Consider the following 670-nt stretch of genomic DNA (forward strand, 5'->3'; position numbering starts at 1 on the left):
GGAAGGGCACGCGCGGTGGGCGGGAGGCGGGTCCACCGGTCCGCAGCCCGGTGGACCCGCCCGTTCGGGGACGGCTCAGTCGACGGTGCAGGGCGAGCCGTTGAGGGTGAAGGAGGTCGGCGCCGGGTTGCTGCCGCTCCAGTCGGCGAGGAAGCCGAGGGAGGCGGAGGCGTTGGGCGCGAGGGTCGTGGCCCAGGAGGGCGCGGTGACGGTCACGGTGTTCCCGCTCTGGGAGACCCCGCCGCCCCACAGGCCGGTGACGGTCTGGTTGCCGGGGAAGGTCCAGCCCAGGCTCCAGTTCGTGACCGGGGAGGAGCCGGTGTTGGTGACCACGACCTCGCCCTGGAAGCCGCCGGGCCAGGAGCCGGCCACCCGGTAGTCCACGGCGCAGTCGGCGCCGCCCTGCCCACCGGAGGTGGTGACGGCGACGGTGCCCGAGAGCGGGGAGACGTTGCCGGCCGCGTCGCGGGCCCGGACGGCGAAGGTGTAGGAGGTGCCGGGGGTCAGGCCGGTGACGGTGACCGAGGTGGAGGTGGAGGAGGCGACGACGGTCCGCTGCCCGCCGGAGACCCGCACCACGTCGTAGCCGGTGACGCCCACGTTGTCGGTCGCGGCGGCCCAGCCGAGGGTGACGGAGGTTGAGGTCACGTCCGAGGCGGTGGGGGTGCCG

1 protein-coding gene is annotated in these 670 nt (G+C 75.1%); it reads right to left on the reverse strand.

Going from position 1 to position 670, the window contains the following annotated elements:
• Window positions 1-75: 75 nt before the first annotated feature.
• A partial coding sequence (locus FOE67_RS27735) for a cellulose binding domain-containing protein (RefSeq protein WP_182667555.1) occupies window positions 76-670 on the reverse strand: 595 nt, incomplete at its 5' end.

It is taken from the genome of Streptomyces calidiresistens, assembly GCF_014141525.1.
Lineage (GTDB): Bacteria > Actinomycetota > Actinomycetes > Streptomycetales > Streptomycetaceae > Streptomyces > Streptomyces calidiresistens.